The following is a 22,820-nucleotide window of genomic DNA, read 5'->3' as shown; positions in this document are numbered from 1 at the left end:
AGCCTCAGGCGGCGGCCGCGATGCGGCGCAGGCAGGCCCGCGCGTCGCCCACCACCACGCGTGCGCTCTGCGCCAGCATGAGATTGAGCGAGTGGCCGAAGTCCTCGACCGTATAGCCCTCGGTATCGATATGCTGGTCGCCCACGCGGCGCACGCTCACCTGTTCGATCAGCGTGGCCTCGCGCGATGTATAGGCCCAGACGGGCTTGCCCAGCGCAACCGCGTACCCCACTTCGAATACCGTGCCCGAGTCCGGCTCGTGACCCCGGAACGGATTGAGGTTGGCCATCACGAGGTCGGCGCGCCGGATGAGCGTGACGTTCTGACGATAGATCCACGCCGCCGCGGCGGCGCCTTCCAGCCCTTGCGGCAGCGTGTTGTCGAGGGGGTACAGCCCTTCGAAGCCATACTCCCGACACAGGGCCTTCAGGCGTTCGCCATACGATTGGGCGTCGGGCCGGAACACATCGAATCCAGCAAGATAGATACGGCGCATATACATCACTCGGTGTCGGTCGGAGGCGGGTCGGAATCCTGAGAAGTGAGCGTCACGGGGCGCATGTGGTCGGGAAACGTCGTATCCATCGCGTCCCCTCAGAACACGCCGTTGCGATTCGCAGCCACGTCGGGGATGTCCTGACTCACGTCCCAGTGTTCGACGATCTTGCCGTTTGCCACGCGGAAGATATCGATGACCGCGGTGCCGCGCTCTTCGGGCGTGGGCTTCCAGTGGTTGTGCACCACCACGAGGTCACCCTCGGCGATCACGCGCTTGATATCGGCGGTCGCCTCCGGATGCTGCTCGAAAAACGGCACCAGAAACTCGGTCAGCGGCCCGACGCCTGCGGCGAGATAGGGATTGTGATGGACGTAGCGGGGGTCGACATAACGCGCCATCGCCTCTTCCACCTTGTGCTCCTGGAACAACAGGCGGAAGTACGCGAGCACGGTTTCCTTGTTCTGCTGCGGGCTTTGCGCAAAGCCCGGGGCCGCGGCCACCAGGCTGGCAGCGGCGAGCACGGAAAGGATCAGCGATTTGAACTTCATTCGGACAGAGCGCCACCAAGACGGATGGCAGCCCAGTGTACCGAGAATCGGCCGGCGCCACGCACCGGCCGTATGCGGTATTGCCGCGCCGGCGATCAGTACGCCACGGTGAAGCGCTGGCGCGAGTGGCGCGGCTGTTCGAGCTCGTCGACCAGCGCGATGGCGTAGTCTTCCATCGAGATCGCGCTGTGGCCCTCGGCGTCGACCAGGAGCTCATCGCCGCCCACGCGGAACGTGCCCGTGCGCGTGCCCGGTTCGAAGTGCGCGCCCGGCGACAGGAACGTCCAGTCGATGTCCGACTCGCCGCGCAGCACCTGCAGGAAATCGGCGCCGGCGCCGGCCTCGGCCTTGTACTCGGCCGGGAAATCCGGCGAATCGATCAACCGCTTGCCCGGGGCGATCTCGAGGCTGCCCGCGCCGCCCACGACCAGCAGGCGCGGCACGCCGGCCTGGCGCACGGCGGCCAGCACCGGCTCCGCGCCCAGCGTAAGGAAACGGCCGCTGCTGATGACGGCGTCGGCGCCGCGGATGAGGGCCGCCAGGGCGGCCGGATCGCTGGCGTCGCCGGTCGCGAGCTCGAGACCGGGGCGCGCGGGCAGGTCGGCCGGCTTGCGCGAAATACCCACGACTTGATGATTACGACGCAACAATTCGTCTGCCAGGCGGCTGCCGACGCGTCCGCTGATACCGATGACCGCAACTTTCATGAAGGAACTCCGTTCGTGCTGGCGCCGCAGGGAAGAGGGCGCCGAGGAGTTCCATGCTATGCCCGGCCGCGGAGCCGGCCTAGCCCCGCGCGACAGACAAACTGTTGCATGAAATGGCCGAATCGACGCTCAGGCGGCAGCGCGTTGTGCCTGGTAGACCTGCAGATGCGCGTAGGCCACGCGCAGCAGCGGCGTCGCCACGCCGAGCAGGCCGGCGCGATGGATCATGTCGCCCACGATGTGGTCGGCCTCGACCCGCAGGCCCTGGCGCAGATCGCGGAACATCGACGCGGTCATGGGCTGCTTGGTGTCGGTCAGGACCGACAGCGCCTGCTCGTCGGCCGCCGGTCGCACCGGGTGGCCGGACGCCGCCGCCACCTGCTGCGATTCGCGCAGCAGTTCGCGCAGGAACACCGCGCCATCAGCCTGCGAGCAGATCTGGCCCACGCTGCCGCGCATCAGGCAGGTGGAGGCGGCCAGCGTCGTGAGGAACACGTATTTTTCCCAGATGTCCTGGTAGATCTCGCTGCTCAGGCGGCAGTTGAAATCCGCCTTCGACAGCACGGCGTCGAGCGCCAGCGCGCGCTCGCTGCGCGGCTCGCCGGCCCGCTCGCCGAACACGAGGTTGGCGTGCTGACCCATGTGGATCACTTCGCCGTCTTTGCCCAGCGTGGCGTTGATCTGGCACAGGCCGCCATACACGCGATGCGCGCCGAACTCGCCGTCGAGCACGTCGTATTGCAGTACGCCGTTCATGATGGGCAGGATGGCCGTGTGCTCGCCCACGGCGGGGCGGATCGCGTCGACCGCGCTCTGGAGGTCGTAGGCCTTGCAGCTGAGGATGATCGCGTCGTAGCCGGGCTGCAGCTCGCTCGCGGTCACGGTCTGGACCGGCACCACGGCATCGCCGCGCGGGCTCTGGATGCGCAGGCCTTCGGCGCGCAGGCGCGCCGCGCGCGCGTCGCGCACCAGAAACGTGACGTCGGCGCCCGCTTGAGCCGCACGACCGCCGAAGTAACCGCCGGTGCCGCCGGCGCCCAGAACCAGAATACGCATGTCTACCACCTTATGAAGTCCGCGACGTATGCGCGGATGAAACGCGGATTATGCCGCCACAAGCTGTCAACGCGCTTGAGGGCGGGTCGTGTCGTCATCGCCGGGCAGGTCAGCCACATTGACCACGACCGCCGCGTCGGCGCCCGCAGCAGTGGTGAGGGTGCTCCAGGCATCGTAGCCACCGCGCAGCGCCCAGATGCGCGTATAGCCCGCCGCACGCAGCCGCGCGGCCAGCCGGGCCGCCGAGATCTCGTTGGGGCAGGCGCAGTACACGACGACGGGCGTGTCGGCGGGCGCGGAATCCGCGGCCAGCGTCAGGCCGTCGAGCGGGGCCCGCAGGTCGAGCGAGATCGCGCCCGGGATGCGCGGCACGGCGTCGCCGCTGGCCTCGGGGCGCACATCGATGATGATCGGCGTACGCCCGTCGGCACGCCACTGCAGCAGGTCTTCGACCGACAGGCGCGGAATCACGCGCAGCGCGCGCAGCAGCACCCAGCGGCGCAGCGTTTTCCAGATCAGGTAGAGCGCCAGCAGGGCGGCCAGCACGCCCAGGCCCCATGCACCGTAACGATCCAGGCCGTCGAGGATATCGCTCACGATGCTCGAAAACAGTGCGCCCACGAGCAGCGCCGATCCCGACCAGATCAGCGAACCGGCCAGATCGAACATCAGGAATCGGCGATAGGGCGTGCCCGTCAGGCCGGCCATCACGGTGGCCAGCGCGCCGGCGCCGGGCAGAAACTTCGACACCAGCAGCACCCGCGGCCCCACGCGCACATACAGGCCCTGTGTCTGGCGGATGCAGGAGTCCTGCGACAGCGAGAGCTTGCAGACCAGGCCCAGCAGACGGCCGCCATAACGGCGGCCGGCGAAGTACCAGGCCGAATCCGCGAGCAGACAGGCCAGGGCGGCGGCCAGCCAGGCCGTGATCCAGCCGCCCGGGCCCCCGGCGACCGCGCCGGCCGCGATCAGCATGGGATAGGCGGGCACGGGCAGGCCGGCCTGCTCGACCAGCACATTGAAGAATACGAGCCAGCTGCCGTACTCCTGCAGCAGCGTCAGGATGTCTTGCATGGGAAAACACCGGGGTTCTGGGCAAGAGGCATTCTAGGCCGCGCTGGGCCCGGGAGCGGTAACAGCCCTGATCGCGTGTCGGGCCCGCGCCAGTGGTCAAGGCACCGTGCCGGTGCGTACAATTCCCCCTTGTGGTGCCCGGACGGGTGCCCGCGCCCCCCGATGCAGCACGGCTCGCGCCCCACCGCCGGGCGTGGCGATGGCATACATATTGCTTTTAAGAACGCAGGCAGCCGCCGGCCATTTTCCGGCCCGGATCCGGCCCACCTGCTTCTCTCTCTCCCATAGGAAATCCTTCGATGACTCTCTCGTCTCTTTCCCGCGCGCCGGGCATGGCGCGCCGTGGCCTGCTCAAGCTGGGCATGGCCGTCGGCCTCGTGCTGCTGGGCGCCACCGCGCAGGCCCAGGCCCCCGCCAAGACCAAGGTCGCGGCGATCTATACGGTGCCGGTCGAGCAACAGTGGGTGTCGCGCATTCACAAGGCCCTGACGGCCGCGAAGGACAAGGGCGAGATCGATTACGTCTTCTCCGAAAACGTCACCAACGCCGACTACGAGCGCGTGCTGCGCCAGTACGCCGAGCAAGGCAACAACCTGATCGTCGGTGAAGCCTTCGCCGTCGAGGCCGCCGCGCGCAAGGTCGCCAAGGACTACCCCAAGACCGCCTTCCTGATGGGCTCGTCGGGCAAGCCCGCGCAGCCGAATTTTTCGGTGTTCGACAACTACATCCAGGAACCCGCCTACCTGACCGGCATGATCGCCGGCGGCCTGAGCAAGTCGAACCAGATCGGCCTGGTCGGTGGCTATCCCATTCCGGAAGTGAACCGCCTGATGCAGGCCTTCATGGAAGGCGCCAAGGAGACCAACCCCAACGTCACCTTCACCGTGACCTTCATCGGCTCGTGGTTCGATCCTCCGAAGGCCAAGGAAGCCGCCTTCGCCATGATCGACAAGGGCGCCGACGTGCTCTACGCCGAGCGCTTCGGCGTGTCCGATGCCGCCAAGGAACGCGGCAAGCTCGCCATCGGCAACGTGGTCAACACGCAGGCGCAGTACCCCGAAACCGTGGTCGCCTCGGCGCTCTGGAACATGGAGCCCACCATCGAGAAGGCGCTCGCCAAGGTCAAGGCCGGTGATTTCAAGGCTGAAGACTACGGCCAGTATTCGATGATGAAGTACAAGGGTTCGGAACTCGCCCCGCTCGGCACGTTCGCCGGCAAGGTGCCCGCCGAGCTGATGGCCAAGGTCGAAGCCAAGCAGAAGGCCATTCTCGACGGCAGCTTCACCGTGAAGGTCGTCGACAGCGAACCCAAGTCGACCGCCAAATGAATGACGCTGCATTCGCCCTCCGCCTTACGGGGGTGACCAAGCGCTTCGGCAGCCTGACGGCCAACGACGACATCTCGCTCTCGCTGCGCGCGGGCGAGGTGCTGGCCCTGCTGGGCGAGAACGGCGCCGGCAAGTCCACGTTGGTCTCGATCCTGTTCGGTCATTACGTGGCCGACGCCGGACGCATCGATGTCTTCGGCCAGCCGTTGCCGCCGGGCCGCCCCGACGCGGCGCTGGCGGCCGGCATCGGCATGGTGCATCAGCACTTCACGCTGGCCGACAACATGACGGTGCTCGACAACGTCATGGTCGGCACCGAATCGCTCTGGAAATTGGCCTCGGCCCGCAAGACCGCGCGCGCCAAGCTCGTCGCGCTGGGTCAGCGTTTCGGGCTGGCCGTCGATCCCGACGCCCGCGTCGGCGCGCTGTCGGTCGGCGAAAAGCAGCGCGTCGAGATTCTCAAGGCGCTCTATCGCGGCGCGCGCGTGCTGATCCTCGACGAGCCGACCGCCGTGCTCACGCCGCAGGAATCGCAGGCGCTGTTCGACACGCTGCGCGGTTTCGTCGCCGACGGCCTGGCCGTGATCTTCATTTCGCACAAGCTCGACGAAGTCATGGCCGTGTCGCAGCGCGTGGCCGTGCTGCGCCAGGGCAAGCTCGTGGCGGAACGCGACACCGCGTCCACCTCGGCCGCCGAGCTGGCCGAACTGATGGTCGGCCGCAAGGTCGTCATGCCGCACGCGCAGGCCGTGCCTGCCACCGAGCAGGCGACGCCGGTCCTGCGCCTGGCCCAGGTCACGGTCCGCGACAACGCCGCCGCCGTGCCGCAGCTCGATGCCCTCGACCTCACCGTGCACCAGCACGAGATCGTCGCCATCGCGGGCGTGGCCGGCAACGGCCAGCAGGCCCTGGTGTCGGTGCTCACCGGCCTGCGCCAGCCGGCCGACGGCACGATCCGCCTCGGCCCCGAAAGCGCGCCCGCGCCCGCCACGCCGGGCGGCTGGACCGCAGCCGGTGTCGGCCGCATTTCCGAAGACCGCCACCACGAAGGCGTGCTCGGCGACAGCCCGCTCTGGGAGAACGCCATCGTCGAAGATCTCGACGACCCGCGCTTCGCCCGCTTCGGCGTCATCCGCGCCGGCGCCGCGCAGGCCTATGCCCGCGATCTGGCGCAGCGCTACGACGTGCGCGCGGCCTCGTTGTGGGTGCGCACGCGCAGCCTGTCGGGCGGCAACATGCAAAAACTGATCCTCGGGCGCGCGCTCACGCGCGAGCCCCGCCTGATCGTCGCGGACCAGCCCACCTGGGGTCTGGACATCGGCGCGGTCGCCTATGTGCGCGAGCAGCTGCTGGCCGCACGCGCACGCGGCGCCGGCATCCTGCTGGTCTCCGAAGACCTCGAAGAGATCTTCGCGCTCGCCGACCGCATCGCGGTCCTGTGCGGCGGGCGGCTGGTGGCCGACAAACCGGTGGATCAATGGACGCCCGCCACCGTCGGGCTGGCCATGACTGGAGCTTCAACATGAGTTTTATCCTGGAGCGGCGTAGCGAACCCAGCCGCTTCGCGCTCGCGGTCGCGCCCCTGGCCGCGATCGCCTTCACGCTGCTCGTCTGCACGCTGCTGGTGGCCTGGGCCGGCGCGCCGGTCGGACGCACCTATGCGCTGCTGTTCGACGGCGCGTTCGGCTCGCGCTTCGCCTTCTCCGAGACGCTCACGCGCGCCACGCCGCTGATGCTCACGGGCCTGGCCTGTGCGGTGGCGTTCCGTGCGCGGCTGTTCAATATCGGCGCCGAGGGCCAGCTCTACATGGGCGCGCTCGCCGCGGTCGCCGTCGGCGGCCTGCATGGCGGCGTCGGCCTCGACCTGCCGGTGCCCGTGCTGTTCGCGGGCATGCTGCTCGCGGCCGCGCTGGCCGGCGCCGTGCTCCTGCTGATCCCCGCCATCCTCAAGTCGCGCCTGGGCGTCGACGAAGTGGTCACCACGCTGCTGGGCAACTTCATCGTGCTGCTGTTCGTGTCGATGATGCTCGACGGGCCCATGAAGGATCCGATGGCGATGGGCTGGCCGCAGTCGGTGGCGCTCAACAGCGATCTCGAACTCGGCAAGCTGATCGAGCGCACCCGCGCGCATACCGGCCTGCTGTGGGCCGCGGGTCTCGCGATCGCGCTGTGGCTGATCAATCGCTACACCGTGTTCGGATTTCAGATGCGCGCCGTGGGCTCCAACGCCCATGCCGCCCGTTTTCTGGGCCTGCCGGTGAGCCGTGTGATGCTCTGCACCGCGATGCTGTCCGGCGCGCTCGCGGGCCTCGCCGGTGCCATCGAAGTGGCCGGCCGCACCAGCTACGTCACGCTGGATATGTCGCCGGGCTATGGCTACACCGGCGTCGTGGTCGCCATGCTGGCCGGCCTGCACCCGTTGGGCGTGATCGCGGCCAGCGTGTTCGTCGCCGGCATGCTGGTGGGCGCCGACAGCATGAGCCGCGCCATCGCCGTGCCCAATTACATCGCCGACGTCATCGTGGCGACTTCGCTGTTGTCCATGTTGGTGGCAACGCTGTTTGCGCAGTATCGCGTGCGCCGCAACCCCGCTTGAGGACCGAGTCATGGAATGGATGGATCTACTCGGCTCGGCGGCGTTCTGGATCGCGGCGCTGCGCCTGGCCACGCCGCTGATTCTGGGCACGCTGGGCGTGCTGCTGTGCGAGCGCGCCGGGGTGCTGAACCTCGGCATCGAAGGCATCATGGTGGCCGGCGCCTTCACCGGCTGGCTCGCCGTCTACCTGGGCGCGCCCCTCTATGTAGGCGTGCTGGCGGCCGCGCTGGCCGGCGCGGTGTTCGGGCTGCTGCATGCGGTGCTCACCGTGCCGCTCGGCCTGTCGCAACACGTCTCGGGCCTGGGCGTGACCATGCTGGCCACCAGCCTGAGCTACTTCGCCTATCGCGTCACGTTCCCCAGCGTGACCACGCCGCCCACCATCGTGCCGTTCGCGGAGATGAAGGCGCTCGCCGGGATCCCGTTGATCGGGCCCGTGCTGGCGGGGCTCACGCCGATGACGCTGCTCGCGCTGATCGCGGTGCCACTCGTCGCGTGGCTGCTCAATCGCACGCCGGCCGGTCTGGCGCTGCGCATGGTGGGCGAGAACCCGGCGGCTGCCGAAGGGCAGGGCCTGTCGGTCACGCGGCTGCGCATGAGCGCGATCGTGGCCGGCTCGGCGCTGATGGGCGTGGCGGGCAGCTTCCTGACGCTCTCCGCGTTCAACGCTTTCTTCTTCAACATGGTCAACGGCCGCGGCTGGATCTGCGTGGCCCTCGTGGTGTTCGCCTCGTGGCGGCCGGGCAAGGCGCTCATCGGCGCACTCGTGTTCGCCTTCTTCGACGCCATTCAGTTGCGCCTGCAACAAGCCGGCGCGGCCCTGCCCGGCCTACCCGAGCTGCCGTATCAGGTCTACCTGATGCTGCCCTACATTCTGTCGATCCTCGCCCTGGTGATCGTGGCGCGCCGCGCTGCCTATCCCCAGGCGCTGATGAAGCCCTATCGCAAGGGCGAACGCTGACTCACCGGAATTTCTCATGTTCGATCTCATCATCAAACAGGCCATGCTTCCCGACGGCCGTGGCCCGCTGGACATCGGCGTGCGCGCCGGCCGCATCGCCGCCATCGAACCGCAGCTCACCGCCGACGCCGCCGAAGTGCTCGACGCGCGCGGCCAGCTGGTGTCCACGCCGTTCGTCGACGCGCACTTCCACATGGACTCGACGCTGTCGTACGGCCTGCCGCGCGTGAACCAGTCGGGCACGCTGCTCGAAGGCATCGCACTGTGGGGCGAGCTCAAGCCCATGCTGACCCAGGAAGCGCTGGTGGAGCGCGCGCTCGCCTATTGCGACTGGGCCGTCGGCCGCGGCCTGCTGGCGATCCGCAGCCATGTCGACGTCTGTGATCCGCGCCTGCTCGCGGTCGAGGCGCTGCTGCACGTGCGCGAACAGGTCAAGCCCTACCTCGACCTGCAATTGGTGGCCTTCCCGCAGGACGGCGTGCTGCGCGCGCCCGGCGCACTCGACAACCTCAAGCGCGCGCTCGACATGGGCGTGGACGTGGTGGGCGGCATTCCGCACTTCGAGCGCACCATGCAGGACGGCGCCGAGTCGGTGCGCATCCTGTGCGAGCTCGCCGCCGAGCGGGGGCTGCGCGTGGACATGCATTGCGACGAAAGCGACGATCCGCTCTCGCGCCACATCGAATCGCTGGCGTATCAGTCCCAGCGCCTGGGTCTGCAGGGCCGCGTCACGGGCTCGCACCTGACCTCGATGCATTCGATGGACAACTACTACGTCTCCAAGCTGATCCCGCTGATCCGCGAAGCCGGCGTGGCGGCCATTGCCAATCCGCTCATCAACATCACGCTGCAAGGCCGTCACGACAGCTATCCCAAGCGCCGCGGCATGACGCGCGTGCCCGAGCTGCTGGCGGCCGGCGTGCCGGTGGCATTCGGCCATGACTGCGTGATGGACCCCTGGTACAGCCTCGGCGGTGGCGACATGCTGGAGGTCGCGCACATGGGCCTGCACGTGGCACAGATGACGGGCCGCGAAGGCATGCTGGCCGCGTTCGACGCCGTGACCCGCACGCCGGCCGCGATTCTGGGTCTGGACGACGTGGGCCTCGAAGTGGGCAAGCGCGCGGATCTCGTGCTGCTTCAGGCGGGCGACCCGGTGGAGGCCATCCGGCTGCGCGCCGCGCGCCTGGCCGTCATCCGCGCCGGCCGCATCATCGCGCGCACGGCGCCGGTGCAAGCCGAGCTGGCGCTGCCCGGCCGCCCGGCCTCGGTCGACTTCCGTCTGCGCCGCTAAGAGAGGGGCACTAGGGCTAGTGCCCCCACGCTGCGCCTTCGGCTTGCTGCCCCCCGAGGGGGCGCGCCCGCCTTGAGGCGGCTCGGCGGCGGGCGGACCCCCACGCTGCGCCTTCGGCTTGCTGCCCCACGCTACCCGAAGATCGTCTTGCGGGCGGCCCAGGGGGCTGCCGCTTCGAGCTGGGCCGACAGGCGCAGGACCAGGTCTTCGCGGCCGAAGCGGCCGATGATCTGCGTCGCGACCGGCACGTTGTCGTCGGTCCATGACAGCGGCAGCGTGGCGGCGGGCTGGCCGGACGCGTTGATGGCCGCCAGGAACGTCGCGTAGCGCGAAATCTTGCGCCGGTAGTCCATCAGCGTGCCCACCAGCATCAGCTCGCCCAGACGCTCGGGCAGACGGGTGAGCGCCGGCGTCAGGATCAGGTCCACGCCGTCGAACGCGGATTCCAGCGCGCGGCCCATCGCATGAAAGCGATTGATCGAGTCGACGTAACGCGCCGCGCTCAGCGTCTTGCCCAACTCATAACCATCGCGCAGCGCGGGCTCCAGATCGTCATCGCGCAGCGCGCGGCCCAAGGCGCCCAGCTTCGTGTCGGTGGCCAGCACGATGTTGGCGGCCAGGATGGTCGCGTGCGCGCCCACGAAGCCCGCGTAGTCGACCTGCGGCGGCGCCGCGTCGATGATCTCGTGACCCAGATCGCGGCACAGGCCGGCCGCGTGCTCGACGGCCGCCAGACTGATCGGATCGATCTCGATATCGTCGAAGGCGGAACGCCACACCGCGATGCGCAGCGGCCGGTCGAAGGGCTGTGCCAGCGCATCCAGATACGAGCCGTCCTTGGGCGGCGCCGCATACGGATTGCCCGCCTGGTAACCGCTGATGGCGTCCATGGCGGCCGCCGTGTCGCGCACGCTGCGGCTGATCACCCCGTCAGCGGCCAACCCGCCCCAACCCTCGCCGCGCAGCGGGCCCATGGGCACCCGGCCGCGCGTCGGCTTGAGCCCATATACGCCGCAGCAGGCAGCCGGAATGCGGATCGAACCGCCACCGTCACTGCCATGCGCGATCGGCACGATGCCCGCCGCCACGGCGGCTGCGGCGCCGCCGCTGCTGCCGCCCGCCGAGCGCTCGCGATTGCGCGGATTCAGCGTCGGCCCGCCATTGCGCAGCGCCTCGGTCGTGGGCGCCATGCACAGCTCGGGCACGGTCGACCGCGCAAAGGGAAGAAAGCCCGCGGCATCGAAGCGCTCGGTCAGGGTGGCATCGACCGAGTACTGCGTGTCATTGAAGAGGCGCGACCCGATCGACGACGGAAACCGGCGCGACGCCAGACCCGAGTCCTTCAGCAGGAAGGGCAGGCCGCGAAACACACCGCGCGGCTGCCAGTCGCGTGCCAGCGCACGTGATTCGTCGTAGCGCTCGTAGCAGATGGCGTTGAGCTCCGCGCCGCGTGTCTGCGCCAGCGTGATGGCGCACTCCAGCAATTCGGCCGGCGTCACCTCGCCCTGGTCGAGCAGACGCGCCAGCGCCAGGCCATCGTGTGATTCGTACTCATTGCTATGCATACTCTGGACTCCCGGCCATCGCGGCCTGCGTGACAGGCGCGCCCGACGCGTCGAACACCGGTTTGGACCAATCCTGGCCGGGAATCGACGCGATCAGACGACGCGTGTAATCGTGCTGCGGTTGATAGAAGATGTCCTGCGCGCGGTTGAGCTCGACGAGCTCGCCCTGCCGCATCACCGCGATGCGGTCGCAGATCTGCGCGGCCACGCGCAGGTCATGGGTGATGAACAGCACCGACAGATCGAGCTGGTCGCTGATGCGGGCCAGCAGGGCCAGCACCTGCGCCTGGATCGACACGTCCAGGGCCGATACCGCCTCGTCGGCCACCAGCAGGCGCGGCTTGAGAGCGAGCGCGCGTGCGATGCCGATACGCTGACGCTGACCGCCCGAGAACTGATGCGGGAAGCGATCGCCGGCGTCTCCGCCGAGCCCCACCAGCTCGAGCAGTTCGCGCGCCTGCTTCATTGCGCTGCGGCGATCCTCGCCGTAGGCGATCGGCCCCTGCGAGATCGCGTCCGCGATACGGTGCCGTGGGTTGAGCGACGCGTACGGATCCTGGAACACCATCTGAATCTGGCGACGAAACGGCCGGAACCCCTTGGCCGAGAGACCGACGAGTTCGGTGCCGTCCATCTTCACGCTGCCGCCGTCCGGGTGGATCAGACCGATCAGAGTGCGGCCCAGGGTGGACTTGCCCGACCCCGACTCTCCGACCAGCCCGAGTGTCTCGCCCTGATGGATCGTGAGGCTGATGTCCTTGAGCGCGGCGACCTTGCGCTGACCGTCGCCGAAGGTTTTGCGCAGGCGCTCCACCACCATCAGGGGTGCGGCCGCCGGCACCTCCGCCTTGCCGTCGGGCTTGTGTGGCACCGCCTCGATGAGCTGCCGCGTGTAGGGATGCTGCGGCCGGTTCAGAATTTCCTCGGCCGTGCCGGACTCCACCACTTCACCCTTGCGCATCACCACGATGCGATCGGCGATCTCGGCCACCACACCGAAGTCGTGCGTGATGAAGATCACGCCAATGCCCATGCGACGCTGGATGTCCTTGATCAGCGTGAGGATCTGCGCCTGCGTGGTCACGTCCAGCGCGGTGGTGGGCTCGTCGGCGATCAGCACGTCGGGTTCGAGCGCCAGCGCCATGGCGATCACCACGCGTTGACGCTGCCCGCCCGACAACTGAAACGGATAGGCCTCGTAGATCATCTCCGGGTCGGGCAGCAGGACATCGCGAAACAGCTCCAGCACGCGGGCGCGACGCTGCGCGGGCTTCATGTCGGTGTGACGCTCCAGCACTTCGTCGACCTGGCGGCCGACGCGCATGATGGGATTGAGCGCCGTCATGGGCTCCTGAAACACCATGCCGAAGGACTTTCCGCGCAGCTTGTACCACTCGTGCGGCGCCAGGCCGACCAGGTCGCGGTCGCGATAGCGGATGTGGCCGCCCGTGACCGACAGCTGATCCGGCGGCAGCAGGCCCATGACCGCATGCGCCGTGACCGACTTGCCCGAACCCGACTCGCCCACCACGCACAGCACTTCGTTGCTATCCAGCGTATAGCTGACGCCGCGCACGACTTGCGCGTCGGGCCCGGCGTGCGCGACCGACACGCACAAGCCGCTGATTTCAAGGATGGCCGCCATCAGGTGCTCCTTTTACGGGCAAGCTTCGGATTGAGCGCGTCGTTGAGCGCCTCGCCGATGAGGTTGAGCGCCAGCACGGTAACGAGGATCGCCACCCCCGGAAAGACGCTCATCCACCAGGCATCGCGCAAGACCGTGCGCGAGGCGCCGATGATGTAGCCCCATGTCATGGAGTTGGGGTCGCCCAGGCCGAGAAAGCTCAGCGCCGATTCCAGCAGGATGGCGCTCGCGATCATCAGCGATCCCGACACGATCACGGGCGACAGGCTGTTGGGCAGGATCTGCGTGAGGATGATGCGCAGGTTCGACTGACCGCTCAGGACCGCGGCCTGCACGAATTCGCGGTTCTTCAGGCTCATGAACTCCGCCCGCACCAGCCGCGCCAATGGCGGCCACGACACCACCGCGATGGCGAAGATCACCGTGCCCATGCTGGGCGTCAGGATGGCGACCAGCACCACGGCCAGGAAGAAGCTCGGGATCGTCTGGAACAACTCGATGAAGCCCACCACGGCCTGGTCGACCTTGCCGCCGTAAAAGCCGGCCGCCGCGCCCATGCTGATGCCGAAGAGGATCGACACGGCGGTCGACACGCCCGCGAGCAACAGGGTCACGCGGGCGCCATAGGCGATGCCGCTCGCGATGTCGCGGCCCAGCATGTCGGTGCCGAGCGGCGCGTCTTCGGAGAGGGGCGGCATGAAGGGACCGTTGGCGATGTCCCAGGGGCTGCCCGGGAACACCATGCCGGCCACGAGCGCCATCAGGCAGACCGCGGCCAGCACCACCAGGCCGATGAGGCCGCCCTTGTTGCGGCAGAAGGAGGCGAAGAAGGAGGTCATTTCAACTCAATCCGAGGATCGGCCACCGTGTACAGGATATCGGTCACCAGGTTGACGATCACCACGATCAGCGAGGCCACGAAGAAGACGCCGAGCAGGATGCTGTAGTCGCGTTGCAGCAGGGCATCGAAGGCCAGGCGGCCAATGCCGGGCCAGGCGAACACCGTTTCGACCAGCAGCGCACCGCCGATCAGCCCGCCTGCCTGGATCCCGGCATAGGTGATGACTGGCAAGAGCGCATTGCGCAGCACATGCCGCGTGATCACCGTGCGTTCCGAGAGGCCTTTGGCGCGCGCCGTCTTTACGAAATCGAGCTGGCTGACCTCCAGGATCGAAGCACGCGTCAGGCGCGTGTACACCGCCATGTAGAACATGCCCAGCGTGAGCGCGGGCAACAGCAGATGCTTCGCAATGTCGAAGAATCGCGCCAGCCCGGTGAGGTTGGCGCCGACCGTCTCGAAGCCGAAGGCGGGCAGCCATTCGAGATGCACCGAGAAGATCAGCACCAGCATCAGCCCGACCCAGAACAGCGGTGTGGCGTAGGCCAGCATCGACAGCACGGTGATCGCCGTGTCGCCCCACTTGCCCACCCGCAGCGCCGCCTGAGTACCCAGGCTCACCCCGGCCAGCACCGCGAACGCAAACGCCGTGAGCGTGAGCGCCAGCGTGGCGGGCAAGTGCTCCATGATCAATGCGGACACCGAGGTCTGCTGGCGGTACGAGTAGCCGAGATCGAACGTCGCGACGTTCTTCAGATACTCGCCCAGCTGCACCACCATGGGTTTGTCCAGGCCGAAGTCCTTGCGCAGCTGCTCGATGAACTGCGCGTCGGCCGCGCCGGACTGGCCGGCCAGGATCTCGGCCGGATCGCCCGGTGCCGCGCGCACGAGGAAGAAGTTGAACAGGGCGATGGCCAGCAGCACGAGGATGCTCTTGACCACCCGCCGGCCGAGGAACGCGCCGATCTTCTTCATTGCTTGGACAGCCAGGCATCCGCATACGTGTCCACCGCGCCCAGGCCGGTCGTGATGGCGTTATGCACACGCTTGTTCAGGAAGGTCGTGTAGTTGGTGTCGGCGATCCACACCACCGGCACGTCCTCCACCAGGATCTGCTGCACCTCGGTGTAGAGCTTCTGACGCTCTTCGTCCGTAGGCGCGACCGCGGCCTTGTTGAACAGCTCGTCGACCTTGGGATTGTTATATTGCGAGGTGTTGGTGAACATCAGACCTTTCTTGATGTTCGACGCCAGATAGGTGCGCGCCACGCCGATCGCGGGGTCGCCGTACTGGAACACGCCATTGAGGCCCATGTCGTAATCCCAGTTACCCACTCGGGTGGTCCAGCCCCCGACGTCCGTATTCTCGATATTCACCGCGATGCCGATCTTGGACAGATTCTGCTTGATGTACTCGGCCAGCCGGCGATGCATTTCGCCGTAGGGCAGCGGGATCAGCCCGATGGTTGCGCGCACCCCCTTGCCGTCGGGCTTGAGGCCCATCTCGTCGAGCAGCGCGGCCGCCTTCTTGGGATCGTAGGGATACTTCTTGACGTTGGGGTCGTAGAAGCGTGTCTTGTGGTGAATCGGACCCGTCGCAAGCGTGGACGATCCGAACATGATCTTGTCCACGATGAACTGGCGATCGATGCCGTACATCAGGGCCTGGCGGAACCGCTTGTCGTCGAACGGCTTGCGGCCCTGATTGAGTTCGATCCAGTTCAACGTCGACCAGTATTCATAGCCGGCGCGCACGGCATTGACGTGCGGCAGCTTGGCGAGGCGCTGCAGATCGAATGGCTCGATGTCGTTGAGCCAGGCCTGCATCACGGTGCCTTGCTCGATTGCCAGGCGGCGCGACGCGGCGTCGGGAATCACGCGATACGTGATGCCGTCCAGGTAGGGCCGGCCTTCCTTCCAGTACTTCTCGTTCTTCACGAGCTCGATGTACGAGCCGCGCTGCCATTGCTTGAACTTGAACGGGCCGGTGCCGATGGGCGCGTTGTTGTGCGGGTTCTGCGTGAGCTCTCCGGTCGAGTACAGATGCTTGGGCAGAATGGCGCCGCCACCAATGTCGAACGAATACAGGAACGCCGAATAGGGCGATTTGAGCTTGAACACCACGGTGTCCTTGTCGGGCGCCGTGATGTCTTCGATGAAGCTCATGAGCGTGCGCGTACGCGGCGTCTTCGACAGGATCTCTTTGTACGAGAACACCACGTCTTCCGAACTGAAAGGCTTGCCGTCATGCCAGGTCACGTTCGGCTGCAGATGGAAGGTGTAGGTCAGCTTGTCGGCCGACACATCCCACGACTTCGCCAGGCTCGGCATCGGCTCGAGCTTGCTCGAATAGGTGAGCAGGCTTTCGTAGATCTTGCCCGCCACCAGCTGCGTGACGGCGACCTGCTGGATCGCCACGTTGAGGTTGGGCGGCTCGGGGCTGAGGATGGCGGTGAGCACGCCGCCGTACTGCGGCTGCTCGTCGGCAGCCATGGCGGCGGGCACGAGCGTCAGGACGGCAGCGGCGACGGCGCCCTGCAACAGGGCACGGCGAACGGAATCGAAGGTCATGTCGGATCTCTCGGTGGGTCGTGCCGGGCGTGCACGGCGCCCGGCAGGGGAAGGCGGACGCGTATCAGACCTGGGCGGGCTCGACGCCGCACCAGTCGTGCAGGAACAGCGCGAGCGCACTGGCAACGCGAATCATGCTGTCGATCGACACACGCTCATCGAAGCCGTGCACACTCTCGGCGATCGGGCCGTAGCAGGTCACGGGCACGTCCATCAACATGCGGAAGTGACGACCATCCGTGGTGCCCGTGATGGCCTGGCGCTTGGGCGCTTCGCCGGTCACGCGCCTGTGCGCATCGGCCAGCAGCTGCATCGGCGCCACGTCGAGGTCGTACTCGCAGCCGGGCGCATGAAAGCCCTCGAAGCGGATCGAGACCTTGATGTCCGGCTCGTTGAACGCCGCGACGGTCGCATCGATGCGTTCCGTGGCGATGCGCTTGGCCTCTTCGATCGTCATGTCGGGATAGCACGCAAGGCGCAGGCCGAGCGTGCACACGCTGGGCACCGATGAGTTCCAGTCGCCCGCGTGAATCTGGCCGAGATTGAAGTTGATCGGATGGGCGTGCTCGCGATAGGCAGGATGGCGATTCCGGGGCTCGTTCCATTCGGCTTCGAGTGCCTTGACGGCATCGACGATGCGCAACGCGGCGTCCACCGGGTTGACGCCGGTGTTCATGTAGGCCGCATGGGCCGGCTTGCCCTTTACGTCGACGTACATCCAGAACACGCCCAGCTGCGCGGCCATCATTTTTTCCTGCAGCGGCTCGGGGATGATCACGGCGTCGAAGGCCGTCAGCTTGGCCGCGCCGATCGCGCTCTGCAGCGCGCTGACGGAGGCGAGCGTACCGTTGCCGGTGTTTTCTTCTTCGAGCACGCCGTTGAAGCCGACCGCGCCGGCGGGTTGCAGGCCCAGCGTCTGCAAGGCCTTGAACGCCGCGAGCGCGCACACGATGCCTGCCTTCATGTCGCCCGCGCCGCGGCCGTAGAGCCATCCGTCGCGCACCTCGCCCGAGAAGGGCGGCAGGGTCCACATTTCATGGGGTCCGGTGGGCACGACATCGAGGTGGCCATTGAACAGCACCGAACGGCCACCCGCGCTGCGCGGCTCGTGACGCGCGAGCACGTTGTAGCGGCCACCATCCGGGCAGCATGCCGGCGAGTACAGCGGCAGGCTCTTGAGTTGTTCGTCGCGCAGGTAGATGCGTTCGGACGGCAAGCCCAGTTCGGCCAGTTCGCGCTCCATGAACTCGGCGGCCGAGATCTCCTGGCCCAGCAGACTGTCGCATTGCACCATGCCCTGCAGCGTGGTGATCATGTAATCGCGCAGACCGGAAACGGCCTCCTCGATCTGTTCGATTTCCAGCGTCTCGATGCGGCCACTCATGACAATCTCCGGGGCGATGACAAAGTAGTCCGGAGTCTGCATCCAAACTGGACCCGCTGATAGTTCCAGTTTTTTCGCAACGGAAGGTGCCACTCGCCAAAACCCCTTATTTCAAGGGTTATCCCCAGCCAGGGATTACCCTGGACGTGCGCATGTTGCGCCGCGTCTCGCGCGCGGGCGTGTGCGCGAGCGCGTGCGCGCGCAGGTAGTTGCGCGCGCACGCATATATACGCGTACGCGCGCGTACTTGATTTGCAGGCCGGCGGTAGCACGCAAACAGGAGATGATTGTGCGTGCAACTATATGCAACGCCAGTGCAGCTGCGCCCGCGGAAACGAACACGGCCCCGACAAGGTCGGGGCCGTGATAGCCGTGCGATGAATCCCAGACGAACGTCCGGAGACCTGGCTCAGGTGGGATAGGTGCCGGGCACCAGGATGCTCTGGTCGACCTGCGAGATGTTCTTGCGCCCGCACAGCGCCATCGTCACGTCCATTTCCTTGTACAGAATCTCGAGCGCGCGCGTGACGCCGGCCTGGCCGTAGGCGCCCAGGCCATACAGGAAGGCGCGGCCGATCATCGTGCCGCGGGCGCCCAGCGCCACCGACTTGAGAATGTCCTGTCCGCCCCGGATACCGCCGTCGAGCCAGACCTCGATGCGCGACCCCGCGGCCTGCACGATGGAGGGCAGCACCGCGATCGACGACAAGGCGCCGTCGAGCTGACGCCCGCCGTGGTTGCTGACGATGAGCGCATCGGCGCCGCTCTGAGCCGCCAGCTCGGCGTCTTCGGGATCGAGGATGCCCTTGAGGATGATCTTGCCGCCCCAGCGGTCCTTGATCCACTTCACGTCGTCCCAGCTCAGGCGGGGATCGAACTGCTCGGCGGTCCAGGAAGACAGCGAGGAGAGGTCGCTCACGCCCTTGGCGTGGCCCACGATGTTGCCGAACGTGCGGCGCTTGGTGCCCAGCATGCTCATGCACCAGCGCGGCTTGGTCGCCAGATTGATCAGGTTGCGCAGCGTCGGCTTGGGCGGCGTCGACAGGCCGTTTTTGATGTCTTTGTGGCGCTGACCCAGGATCTGGAGATCGAGCGTGAGCACCAGCGCCGAGCAGCCGGCCGCCTTAGCGCGGTCGATCAGGTTGCCGCAGAACTCGCGGTCGCGCATCACGTAGAGCTGGAACCAGAACGGCTTGCCGGTCGCCTGCGCCACGTCTTCGATCGAGCAGATGCTCATGGTGGACAGCGTGAACGGCACGCCGAAGTCGGCGGCCGCCTGCGCGGCGAGGATCTCGCCGTCGGCATGCTGCATGCCGGTCAGGCCCGTGGGCGCGATCGCCATCGGCATGACGGTGTCGATGCCCGCCATGGTGGTGCGCAGCGAGCGGCCTTCCATATCGACCGCCACGCGCTGGCGCAGTTTGATCTTTTGAAAGTCTTCCTGGTTGGCGCGGTACGTGCCTTCGGTCCAGGCGCCTGAATCGGCATAGTCGTAGAACATGCGGGGCACGCGCTTTTGCGCAATCACCCGCAGGTCTTCGATGCAAGTGATCTTGGAGAGATCTTGGCTCATTGGAATGGTCGGGAAGAGTCGCGGTGGATGCGACCGGCGTAGCACGCCGCGCGTGGGACGCCCCGCGTGGCGCGCCGGCAGGCGCCGGGGCGGGGCTCAGTATACGCCCGGCTCCGGCGCGCCGCGCCCGGGCCGGGCCATAATGCGTCGATAATGTTTGGATGCGGCGCAACATGCGCGCCGCCGGATTACGAAGGAAGCCATCACATGCAAGACGCCCACATCGAGACCCTCCACGTCATCGTCCGGGGCAAGGTGCAGGGCGTGGGTTATCGCCACGCCACGGTGCGCCGTGCCCATCTCGTCGGTGCCACCGGCTGGGTCCAGAACATGGAAGACGGCACGGTCGAAGCGCTGATTCAGGGCACGCCCGATCAGGTCGATCAGATGCTCGAATGGCTGCGCCGCGGCCCGCCCGCCGCCGTCGTGACGGACATCGAAACGCGCCGCGACGACACCGAAAAGCGCTTCCGCCATTTCGCGCAGCATTGAAGGGCGACGGGCGGCGCGCCGCCCGTCACCATCCGTGCGCCGCTAACCGCGCGCCACTAACCGCGCGCCACTAGCCGTGCATCTCAATCCACCTTGACGCCGGCGGCCTTGATGACGGCGGCGTTGCGCTCGAGCTCCTGCTCGACCCGCGTCCGGAAGGCCTTGCTGTCGGCATAGAACGGATCGAAGCCGAGCTCGCGCATCTTTTCGAGCATCTGGGGATCGGCGAGCATCTCGCGCACCTGCACGCTGAGCTTGTCGACCACCGGCTGCGGCGTGCCGCTGGGCGCCGCGATGCCGTACCAGGTGATGAAGTCGTAGCCCGCCACGCCCGACTCGTTCACGGTGGGCACATCGGGCACCAGCGCCGAGCGTGCCGCGCTGGTCAGGGCGACCGCGCGCACCTTGCCCGCGCGCATCTGCGGCAGGGCCGCGACCAGCGTGTCGATGGACAGCGGGATCTGGTTGCCGATCAGGTCGGTCATGGCCGGCGCGCTGCCGCGGTACGGCACATGCAGCAACTTGGCGCCGCTACGCTGGGCCAGGTACTCGCCGGCCAGGTGCGGCGTGGACGCCGTACCGAACGAGCCGAAGCTCAGGGGGTCGTTCTTGGACTTGGTCACCAGATCGTTCACGGTGGCCAGACCGCTCTGCGTGTTGGTCAGAATCACGAACGGCGCGCTGCCGGCGATCGCGACGTATTCGTAGCTCTTGATCGGGTCATAGCCCAGGTTGGGATAGAGCAGCGAGTTGGTCGTGAACGTGGGCGCGCCGGTGATCATCAAGGTGTAGCCATCGGGCGCGGCACGGGCCACCGCGGCGGCGCCGATGCCGGTGTTGGCCCCGGGGCGATTCTCCACCACCACGCTCTGACCCAGGCGCTCGCCCAGCTTGGCCGCGAACAGGCGCGCCAGCACGTCGGTCGAGCCGCCCGGCGGGAACGGCACGACGAGCGTGACGGGCTTGGTGGGCCAGCTCTGGGCGGGCGCGGCTTGTGCCGCGGCGATGCCCGGCAGGGCCAGAAGGCCGGCGAGGCCGAGACCGGCCAGACGTTGTAGAGACTTGCGCAACATGAACTGCTTCCCCTGTGTGTGGACGCCGATCCGGCATCCTGTGTCGTAATGGAGTGATCCTCAGGCGGCGGGATGCCGCGGCGCCTGCCGCCAGCACTGCGTGGCCTGTTCGAAGGCATGCGCCAGACGCAGCACGCCAAGCTCGTCGCGATAACGGCCCACGATCTGGATGCCGACCGGCAGCCCCTCGGCCGTGAAGCCGCAGGGCACGGATATCGCCGGATGGCCGGTGAGCGAGAGGTAATAGCCCGAGCGCATCCAGTCGATGTAGTTGTTCATCGCCGTGCCGTCGATCTCGCGTACGTACTCTTCGTCCGCAGGGAAGGGCGCGACCTGGCTGACCGGGCCGATCAGAAAATCGTGATCCTGCATGAACGCATGCATGCGCGCGAAGAGGGCGCCACGGTCGCGTTCAGCCTGCGCCAGCGCGGCGCCCGTCTGGTTGAGACCGAGCTCGGTGTTCCAGATCACCGTGTCCTTCATGCGGGCGCGCGCGCGCACGAGCGTGTCGCCCTGGGTCACCGCGAACGCCAGACCACGCAAGGCGTGGAACGACGCATCCGCGCCACGGAAGTCCGGGCAGGCCTCGCTGACGTGGCAGCCGAGCGTGTCGAACACAGATAGTTGCGCCTGCAACGCCTGCACCACGCGCGGCTCGGTCGGCAGGCCGCCCCAAGTCGGCGCGTAGGCGATCCGCGTGCCGGTGAAATCGTGATCCAGCGCGGCCAGGAAACGGGCGGGGTCCTGCTCGATGGAAAGCGGATCGCGCGCATCCGGGCCCGCCAGCGCGGCGAGCATCAACGCGGCGTCGGCCACCGTGCGGGCCATCGGACCGGCGACGGTGAGCGTGTTGTAGATCGCCGAGCCCGGCACCTGCGGGACGCGCCCGGGCGAGGGCCGCAACCCCACCACATTGCAGAAGCTCGCGGGATTGCGCAGCGATCCGCCCATATCGGTGCCGTCGGCGAGCGGCAGCATGCGGCAGGCCAGCGCGGCGGCCGCGCCGCCGCTGCTGCCCCCGGCCGTGAGGCGCGGATCGTAGGGATTGCGGGTCGCGCCGAAGAGCGGATTGAAGGTTTGCGAGCCCGCGCCGAACTCGGGCATGTTGGTCTTGCCGAGCGTGATCGCGCCGGCCTGCTGCTGACGGCTCACCACCAGGCTCGACTGCGCCGGCACGAAGGTCTCGTACACCGGCGAGCCCCAGGTGGTGCGCATGCCGGCGGTGAGAAAGCAGTCTTTGTGAGCCACGGGCAAGCCGTGCAGCAGGCCACGCGTCTCGCCGCGCGCCTGGGCTTCGTCGCAGGCCAGCGCGCGCGCGCGAGCGCTGTCGGCGTCCAGCGTGATGATGGCGTTCACCACGGGGTTCCAGTGGGCGATCGCCTCCAGGTGCGCATCCACCAGCTCGCGCGCACTCAAGTGCCCGGCTTCGATCTCGGCGCGCATCTGCACGGCGCTCAGGCCACACACGGTTTCCCAACTCATGGTTTGTCCTCGGTATCAGACGGAGTCATTATGCGAAGTATTGCATTACAATACTTCGTACTGAATTTAAGGCTTTTATACGCCCGCGCCGCTCCCGCCCGCAATCCGGGTAAACACGGCGGCGGGTCACTCGCC

At 67.4% G+C, this 22,820-nt stretch carries 20 protein-coding genes; 6 read left to right on the top strand and 14 right to left on the bottom strand.

Going from position 1 to position 22,820, the window contains the following annotated elements; all coding sequences use genetic code 11:
- Positions 1 to 4: 4 nt before the first annotated feature.
- The 5 genes from CAL25_RS01230 to CAL25_RS01210 all read right to left on the bottom strand — a co-directional run bounded on the left by CAL25_RS01230 (position 5) and on the right by CAL25_RS01210 (position 3,884).
- Entirely contained in the window at positions 5 to 496 is a 492-nt protein-coding gene (locus CAL25_RS01230) for a nucleoside 2-deoxyribosyltransferase (RefSeq protein WP_094798705.1), read from the bottom strand.
- 98 nt (positions 497 to 594) lie between these two features.
- The gene (locus CAL25_RS01225) at positions 595 to 1,047 is read right to left on the bottom strand and encodes a nuclear transport factor 2 family protein (protein ID WP_094798122.1); all 453 of its coding nucleotides are present in this window, start codon (positions 1,045 to 1,047) and stop codon (positions 595 to 597) included.
- A 95-nt stretch (positions 1,048 to 1,142) separates the two neighbouring features.
- Complete coding sequence (locus CAL25_RS01220) at positions 1,143 to 1,754, bottom strand: NAD(P)-dependent oxidoreductase (RefSeq protein WP_094798121.1); 612 nt, start codon at positions 1,752 to 1,754, stop codon at positions 1,143 to 1,145.
- Positions 1,755 to 1,883: 129 nt separating this feature from the next.
- Entirely contained in the window at positions 1,884 to 2,810 is a 927-nt protein-coding gene (gene panE / locus CAL25_RS01215; RefSeq protein WP_094798120.1) for a 2-dehydropantoate 2-reductase, read from the bottom strand.
- Between the two features lie 66 nt (positions 2,811 to 2,876).
- A complete protein-coding gene (locus CAL25_RS01210; protein ID WP_094798119.1) occupies positions 2,877 to 3,884 on the bottom strand; it encodes a DedA family protein/thiosulfate sulfurtransferase GlpE in 1,008 nt (335 codons plus the stop codon).
- A gap of 299 nt (positions 3,885 to 4,183) precedes the next feature.
- Between CAL25_RS01210 and CAL25_RS01205 the strand changes: the two genes are divergently transcribed.
- Genes CAL25_RS01205 through CAL25_RS01185 form a run of 5 tightly spaced genes read left to right on the top strand, consistent with a single transcriptional unit; the run spans position 4,184 to position 10,063 of the window.
- Positions 4,184 to 5,212, top strand: a complete 1,029-nt coding sequence (locus CAL25_RS01205; protein ID WP_094798118.1) for a BMP family protein — start codon at positions 4,184 to 4,186, stop codon at positions 5,210 to 5,212.
- Positions 5,209 to 6,738: an ABC transporter ATP-binding protein gene (locus CAL25_RS01200; RefSeq protein ID WP_094798117.1), complete on the top strand. Its 1,530-nt coding sequence runs from the start codon at positions 5,209 to 5,211 to the stop codon at positions 6,736 to 6,738. The genes CAL25_RS01205 and CAL25_RS01200 overlap by 4 nt, the downstream gene beginning before the upstream one ends.
- The gene (locus CAL25_RS01195; RefSeq protein ID WP_094798116.1) at positions 6,735 to 7,808 is read left to right on the top strand and encodes an ABC transporter permease; all 1,074 of its coding nucleotides are present in this window, start codon (positions 6,735 to 6,737) and stop codon (positions 7,806 to 7,808) included. Before CAL25_RS01200 ends, CAL25_RS01195 begins: the two co-directional genes overlap by 4 nt.
- Positions 7,809 to 7,818: 10 nt before the next feature.
- Positions 7,819 to 8,769 carry an ABC transporter permease gene (locus CAL25_RS01190; protein WP_094798115.1) on the top strand — a complete coding sequence of 317 codons (951 nt, stop codon included), beginning with the start codon at positions 7,819 to 7,821 and terminating at the stop codon, positions 8,767 to 8,769.
- Between the two features lie 16 nt (positions 8,770 to 8,785).
- Entirely contained in the window at positions 8,786 to 10,063 is a 1,278-nt protein-coding gene (locus tag CAL25_RS01185) for an amidohydrolase family protein (RefSeq protein WP_094798114.1), read from the top strand.
- A 131-nt stretch (positions 10,064 to 10,194) separates the two neighbouring features.
- Here CAL25_RS01185 and CAL25_RS01180 read toward each other — a convergent pair whose 3' ends face one another.
- The 7 genes from CAL25_RS01180 to CAL25_RS01150 all read right to left on the bottom strand — a co-directional run bounded on the left by CAL25_RS01180 (position 10,195) and on the right by CAL25_RS01150 (position 19,638).
- On the bottom strand, positions 10,195 to 11,628 hold the full coding sequence (locus CAL25_RS01180) for an amidase (protein WP_094798113.1): 1,434 nt from the start codon (positions 11,626 to 11,628) through the stop codon (positions 10,195 to 10,197).
- A complete protein-coding gene (locus CAL25_RS01175; protein WP_094798112.1) occupies positions 11,621 to 13,273 on the bottom strand; it encodes an ABC transporter ATP-binding protein in 1,653 nt (550 codons plus the stop codon). Before CAL25_RS01175 ends, CAL25_RS01180 begins: the two co-directional genes overlap by 8 nt.
- Complete coding sequence (locus tag CAL25_RS01170) at positions 13,273 to 14,112, bottom strand: ABC transporter permease (RefSeq protein WP_094798111.1); 840 nt, start codon at positions 14,110 to 14,112, stop codon at positions 13,273 to 13,275. Before CAL25_RS01170 ends, CAL25_RS01175 begins: the two co-directional genes overlap by 1 nt.
- Positions 14,109 to 15,086, bottom strand: coding sequence for an ABC transporter permease (locus tag CAL25_RS01165; protein ID WP_094798110.1), 978 nt, complete (start codon positions 15,084 to 15,086; stop codon positions 14,109 to 14,111). Before CAL25_RS01165 ends, CAL25_RS01170 begins: the two co-directional genes overlap by 4 nt.
- Entirely contained in the window at positions 15,083 to 16,681 is a 1,599-nt protein-coding gene (locus CAL25_RS01160; RefSeq protein WP_094798109.1) for an ABC transporter substrate-binding protein, read from the bottom strand. Before CAL25_RS01160 ends, CAL25_RS01165 begins: the two co-directional genes overlap by 4 nt.
- A gap of 64 nt (positions 16,682 to 16,745) precedes the next feature.
- Entirely contained in the window at positions 16,746 to 18,065 is a 1,320-nt protein-coding gene (locus CAL25_RS01155) for an ArgE/DapE family deacylase (protein ID WP_094798108.1), read from the bottom strand.
- Between the two features lie 409 nt (positions 18,066 to 18,474).
- Positions 18,475 to 19,638 carry an alpha-hydroxy acid oxidase gene (locus CAL25_RS01150; protein WP_094798107.1) on the bottom strand — a complete coding sequence of 388 codons (1,164 nt, stop codon included), beginning with the start codon at positions 19,636 to 19,638 and terminating at the stop codon, positions 18,475 to 18,477.
- A gap of 207 nt (positions 19,639 to 19,845) precedes the next feature.
- Here CAL25_RS01150 and CAL25_RS01145 point away from each other — a divergent pair, with 207 nt between their 5' ends.
- Positions 19,846 to 20,130 (top strand): acylphosphatase, encoded by a 285-nt coding sequence (locus CAL25_RS01145; protein WP_094798106.1) that lies wholly within the window; start codon positions 19,846 to 19,848, stop codon positions 20,128 to 20,130.
- Positions 20,131 to 20,213: 83 nt separating this feature from the next.
- Here CAL25_RS01145 and CAL25_RS01140 read toward each other — a convergent pair whose 3' ends face one another.
- Together CAL25_RS01140 and CAL25_RS01135 are read right to left on the bottom strand one after the other, a co-directional pair.
- A complete protein-coding gene (locus CAL25_RS01140; RefSeq protein WP_094798105.1) occupies positions 20,214 to 21,203 on the bottom strand; it encodes a Bug family tripartite tricarboxylate transporter substrate binding protein in 990 nt (329 codons plus the stop codon).
- A 60-nt stretch (positions 21,204 to 21,263) separates the two neighbouring features.
- Entirely contained in the window at positions 21,264 to 22,685 is a 1,422-nt protein-coding gene (locus tag CAL25_RS01135; RefSeq protein ID WP_094798104.1) for an amidase, read from the bottom strand.
- Between the last annotated feature and the right edge of the window lie 135 nt (positions 22,686 to 22,820).

Origin of the sequence: Bordetella genomosp. 5 (assembly GCF_002261315.1) — a bacterium.
Lineage (GTDB): Bacteria > Pseudomonadota > Gammaproteobacteria > Burkholderiales > Burkholderiaceae_B > Bordetella.
Note: the sequence above shows the minus strand (reverse complement) of the source record. Positions and strands in the feature narration are given on the sequence as shown.